7 protein-coding genes are annotated in these 4,655 nt (G+C 60.3%); 4 read left to right on the forward strand and 3 right to left on the reverse strand.

Translation table 11 applies throughout. The features are described 5' to 3' along the window. Nucleotide 1: 1 nt before the first annotated feature. The gene (locus BG61_RS37650) at nt 2–439 is read right to left on the reverse strand and encodes a hypothetical protein (RefSeq protein WP_035943259.1); all 438 of its coding nucleotides are present in this window, start codon (nt 437–439) and stop codon (nt 2–4) included. Between the two features lie 250 nt (nt 440–689). Continuing rightward, nucleotides 690–947, reverse strand: coding sequence for a BBE domain-containing protein (locus BG61_RS44925; RefSeq protein ID WP_081868327.1), 258 nt, complete (start codon nt 945–947; stop codon nt 690–692). Here BG61_RS44925 and BG61_RS45200 point away from each other — a divergent pair. The 3 genes from BG61_RS45200 to BG61_RS44575 all read left to right on the forward strand — a co-directional run bounded on the left by BG61_RS45200 (nt 883) and on the right by BG61_RS44575 (nt 2,543). After that, nucleotides 883–1,242: an ATP-binding protein gene (locus BG61_RS45200; RefSeq protein WP_035943264.1), complete on the forward strand. Its 360-nt coding sequence runs from the start codon at nt 883–885 to the stop codon at nt 1,240–1,242. The two genes, BG61_RS44925 and BG61_RS45200, sit on opposite strands and share 65 nt — an antisense overlap. A 765-nt stretch (nt 1,243–2,007) precedes the next feature. Next, a complete protein-coding gene (locus BG61_RS44570; protein ID WP_233469270.1) occupies nt 2,008–2,412 on the forward strand; it encodes an SAM-dependent chlorinase/fluorinase in 405 nt (134 codons plus the stop codon). 44 nt (nt 2,413–2,456) lie between these two features. Then, complete coding sequence (locus BG61_RS44575) at nt 2,457–2,543, forward strand: SAM-dependent chlorinase/fluorinase (protein WP_233469272.1); 87 nt, start codon at nt 2,457–2,459, stop codon at nt 2,541–2,543. A 152-nt stretch (nt 2,544–2,695) separates the two neighbouring features. On the opposite strand, the gene BG61_RS37670 is transcribed toward BG61_RS44575, so the two are convergent. Next, nucleotides 2,696–3,016 (reverse strand): hypothetical protein, encoded by a 321-nt coding sequence (locus tag BG61_RS37670; protein WP_152565292.1) that lies wholly within the window; start codon nt 3,014–3,016, stop codon nt 2,696–2,698. 534 nt (nt 3,017–3,550) lie between these two features. Between BG61_RS37670 and BG61_RS37675 the strand changes: the two genes are divergently transcribed. Next, nucleotides 3,551–4,006 carry a DUF2934 domain-containing protein gene (locus BG61_RS37675; protein ID WP_035943271.1) on the forward strand — a complete coding sequence of 152 codons (456 nt, stop codon included), beginning with the start codon at nt 3,551–3,553 and terminating at the stop codon, nt 4,004–4,006. Nucleotides 4,007–4,655 lie beyond the last annotated feature (649 nt).

Raw genomic sequence — 4,655 nt, forward strand, 5'->3', positions numbered from 1 at the left:
TTCAAGACGGGATGCGCTGACGCTTACGGTGAATTAACTCCGTCAACTCCAAATAGAGCCGATCGGGATAGCGGCCAATTTGACGGTTCACCCGGTTCATGACAACCGTCCAACGATCGGCGACCTGGTCCAACGTTTCCGGGCTGAGCGACTTCACAATAGCTTCCTCCGCGCACCAAGGTCGTGCGAAATCGTCTGTAATGCGCCTGCACCATGCTGCCCATAAAGGATGCGCGTTAAGGCTAGCATGTTCGGCACGGCTCGCCGACAGATTCCGTTCCAGAATGCCAACCTGGTGACGAAGATCCACGACTTGCGCCGCGTCCTGATTGCAGTAGCGCTCGTCGCGCTGCTCCGATTTGCGCGTCAGCTCGTCGAACTGGGGCCCTCTGCGCCTTGGTTGTGTCAACCCCCGCGAAGTCCCGCCGTGCGTCTTCAAGCGCGCGTCGTCTCGTCGTGTGTGCTTGGTGGCACCTTCATCCCGCAGATGGGAGATACGGGCGTGCGGACTTCACGACGCCGCGGGCCTGCGCCGGTTGCAGCGGACTTATATCCGGACTCGATCAATGGCAATGGTCGTGAGTTCCATTGCGATGAAATATCAAGCTTGAGCGTTCCTGCGATTGCATGAACGAAAGAACGCTCTGAGCAGGCCTTTGGCGCGCCTGGATTGCGCCCGGCGGGGTCGCTTAAGAATGTATCGGTCTGATGTTCTGGCGAACACAAAAGAAGTTCGTCGGGTCGTATTTGCCTCTTAACGCGACGAGGCGCTCGTAGTTGTCGCCATAGGTCGCTCTGAGCCTGCTGTCGTTCCCGTCGTCGACCATGAAGTTCACATAGCCGCTGCCAGCCGAGTAAGGATGCACGGCCTCCATGTAGCCCTTGGCACAGCACGTTGACGCCGGGCAGGTCCAATTGAAGGAGACGCAACTCACCACGTTGGGCATTATCGTCTCTGAGTTGACCACGAACGCCTTAAAATACGGCCGCGGTCACATTCGAATCAGGCTGTCCGAAACGGACGGCAATCTTACGCTAGTGGTCGAGGACGAGGGCACCGGCTTTCCGGAGAACTTTCCGACGCCGAGCGGTACGGGTCTAGGTATGCGGTTGGTGCCAGGTTCAGCAGCGCCTCCGGAGGCGGCGTGCAGGTCGACAGGTCTGTACCCTTCAGCCGGCTCGTGGTTACACGAGCGTAGCCTCAAGCGCCTCGGCACCGTTTTAAGCGTGATAACAAAGTAGCCCGGCGCGGTCGAACACGAACAGGATGCCGGGCTCATCGTCGGCCAACACGACGGCACGCACCGGCGCGGGACAGTAGTCTTATCGGGCTGCCAAAAACAGTCGCGGGCCGATTTTCCCGTTGCGATTTGTATCTACTCTTGGCTTCGGCAAATGCGTCGGTGCGGGGAGAGGCGCCAGTGACCGGCCGGGTCTTTCACGGCCACCGCCCCGTGTTCATACAAGACCTCGGATGCGACGGTCAGTTTAAGCCGGGGGCTTTCATTGACAACGAGCAGTGTGCGCGCGCGAGCGTCATCGGTCGATGGGACCGCAGTCTCGGAAATGGGTATGGGCGAGGCAGTTGCCGGACCGAAGTCGCGATTGGCGGTGCCGACCACGCCTTGATGTTCGCCGTGGGCCACGTACTCAGCGTAGTCGGTCGGGTGCAATTCTAACTCCGAGGGGTTCTCCGCCGGACCGCTCTGCGCATCGCGCTGCCCCGGTCGGTAAAGATGGCCGTCGTCGCGGCCCAGCCCTAATGATTGCAATGCGCGAAGCGCCTCATGCCCCTCGCGGGCCGACGAGAAGAGTCCCACGATGACTTGTGGAATTACGATCCTCCGTCGCGGCGTCGCGCTCTGCGCTTTGCTGCAACGGCGCAAAATATATGCCCAAATAATGGGACTTCCTACCACTGGCACTCCACAGGTGAGGACGCCCGTCTATAGCCAGAACCGCTGTTGGCTGTCTGGTGTGCGACCGCGACAGGCGCCCGTCTTCGTCATGCCGAACGCCGGCTTCCCGTCGTTCGCGCCATGGCTTGCACGGTGGTATCCGCCAAATAGTGTCTTCCTGGCCGTGGTCGATCCCGGCGTGGGTAGCGAGCGAGACGCGGTCGTGCTGCAAGCCGACGGGCCAGCGGTTCATCGGACCAGACCACGGTCTGCTCTCGGTCGTGGCGACACGCGCGGCGCATACGCAAACCTGGCGGATTACATGGCGTCCCGCCACGCTCCCGCCTCATTCCGCGGTGGCGACCTGTTCGCTTCGATGGCGGCATGGGTCAGCCGGGGCGAACTGCCGCCCGACAAGCTAGATGATCACTACGGCAATGCGCCGACGGGGTTGCGGGCTGAAGCCGTGCCGAGAAGTGCCCGGCTGGCAATTGCAGATACGGATGTCGGGTAAGCTCGGATGCAGAGGCCGGGCAAGCCTTCTGGTACGAGAACTCGATCGGGCTCGTCGAGATTGCAGTGAATCGCGGCAGCGCCGCGACGCAGCTAGGCGCGCGTGTCGGAGATCGGGCCGTGCGTCTGTGACGTAGCGGCAAGGAAACAGCCGGCCTGTCCAACGATGCGCTGTGCGCCGCCGCCGTGATGGGGCGAAGGGCTGCTGCTCAATCCCGACAGACGCTCAGCTCAGGAAGGCAATGTGCAATCGGCGAATAAGGACGGACAACAATGAAACTGACCTACACCTGCCGGCGGAGCGGCGCCGCGCAGATGGTCGGACCGGAAGCATGACCCTCGCCCTCTTGAAGCTTTAACATGCAGTCGATCATCAGGTGCGCTCGACCTTCTCCATATTGCAACGCTTCTTCCTCGGAAAGGAAACCAACCGGTTCTGTAAATACACCGATAACTTCGCTAAAGCCCTTGTTGCAGTGACGCCGTGTTACCGACCATCGGACTTTAAAGCGTCGTTCGCTCCCGTTGAAGGAAGCCCGTTCCGCTGCGTCAATTTCTACCTGCACGTCGAACGCGTGGTAGGACTCGCAATATTTGCTATGCATGTCTCCCCCTTGTGTTTGGAATTTGGTCACCGCAGGAACAGCACCAAGCATACCCGCACGCGCGTTCGCGCCGGACACGATCGAGAGAAGAAAACGAACGACAAAGCAAGCGGCAACCGAAGTCCAGGCATACCTGCGCGGACATGACGCAGTGCGGCGACTTCTACGACGTCAACGAAAAGCCAACAAAGTGCCGGACGCATGATCGATACCGCCCAGATATTCCAAGAAAGGCTCGACTCCCAAGTTGGTCCTCTGCTTCTCGGTCGGGGTGCCCTCGGACAAATTGCACTCGACGCTTCAGGATAGGTGGCGGTCGGTGCGAGACCTTTCCGAAGTCGACTGCCCGCGTACAGGGAAGGTGGCTTAATCAATGTCATGGCGCGCCGGTGAGATTATTTACGCTACGATCGCGCTGTTATGCCGCCGTTGGCAAGCAATGGTAGCTCTCGCCGCCGAACGGTCTACAACGACCAGGATACCGGCTCTGCACCCGAAGGCGGCCGTTCGAAGGACAGGTCTGTGGAGCAAGCGATGGCAGAACGATTAGTCGATGTACTGGATTGCCGCGGTGCGGTGCTGCACACTTACCCGATAACACTTGGGGAGTTGGGCGATGCCACGGATGACGCCCAATACATAGCAAAGGCGCTGGAGGCCGCGGCGCACGGGCGGTTGGTTCCTGATGCTGATTTAGCGACGTTGACAGCTCGAATGCACGTCAGTCGACGTGGCCAGATAGCCCCGTACGGGGACGATCTTGAACGAAATTCCGAAACGAAGATTGGGTTAGAACAATCGGTGCGCGAACTTGCCTATCTTCTGTGGGACCAGGACGGCCGTCCGGACGGATGCGCGGACGAATATTGGCACCGCGCGCTTGACCAGCATTTGCGTGAGCGGGCTTACGTGCTGTGGCAGCAAGAAGGAAGCCCCGAAGGACGTGCGGACGAATTTTGGCGCCGAGTGGTCAGTTTCGAGGCGCAGTGAGCCGCAGCGGTTTCGAAGTTCACAGGAGCGTGGTGGAACCGCGGGTCGATGTACGATCATTTCAGCACACCCGCCATCGGCCGCGCTCCGTCCTGGTCGCCGTTGAGACGCTACGCGCGACGCATTTGCGATCAAAGCACCGCAGGGGCGAGACTGTTTCGACAATTGGACAGCTGCGAGCGCAGCTAGCGAATTTGCAGGTACAGATCGACGAAGCGAAAGCCCGCACGCGCGCGGAGGGGCTTCAAAAAATCAAGGCCATCATGACAATTGCGGGCCTCACCGCTCCTACGAAGAAGCGCGGCCCTAAGGCCGGTCGTTCTCTCCGTAACTGCGGATACCAGAAGCTTTGGGGACTGGCTCGTGCTTGCTTGCGCGAAACGAAGTAATTAGGAGCCTGAGTTCACATGCGCCGTAAAGTTGCCTCGCGATAGCTTGCGCGATGTAGAGCAGGTTCGGATTTCGTCGCGCACAGCGACGATCGCGCGCCCTCCGGGTCGCGCTGGCTCTAAAGCCGCGGCGCTGCGGACAGCAGCCTGCCCCGGTTCACCGAGATCGAGTCGGTTAGCACGACTTCGTAACCGGCCGCGCGCCGATTAACGGCGCGAGGTTATTGCCGAGGTGAACCGCCCCGGGAATTGTGGAGGCT

This window comes from Caballeronia glathei (assembly GCF_000698595.1).
Classification (GTDB): Bacteria; Pseudomonadota; Gammaproteobacteria; order Burkholderiales; family Burkholderiaceae; genus Caballeronia; species Caballeronia glathei.

Bases quoted from the DNA above. Each gene is read 5' to 3' on its own strand.
- BG61_RS44925 (WP_081868327.1), bottom strand. From the start codon at position 947: ATGCCCAACGTGGTGAGTTGCGTCTCCTTCAATTGGACCTGCCCGGCG.
- BG61_RS44570 (WP_233469270.1), top strand. From the start codon at position 2,008: ATGCCGAACGCCGGCTTCCCGTCGTTCGCGCCATGGCTTGCACGGTGG.
- BG61_RS37670 (WP_152565292.1), bottom strand. From the start codon at position 3,016: ATGCATAGCAAATATTGCGAGTCCTACCACGCGTTCGACGTGCAGGTA.
- BG61_RS37675 (WP_035943271.1), top strand. From the start codon at position 3,551: ATGGCAGAACGATTAGTCGATGTACTGGATTGCCGCGGTGCGGTGCTG.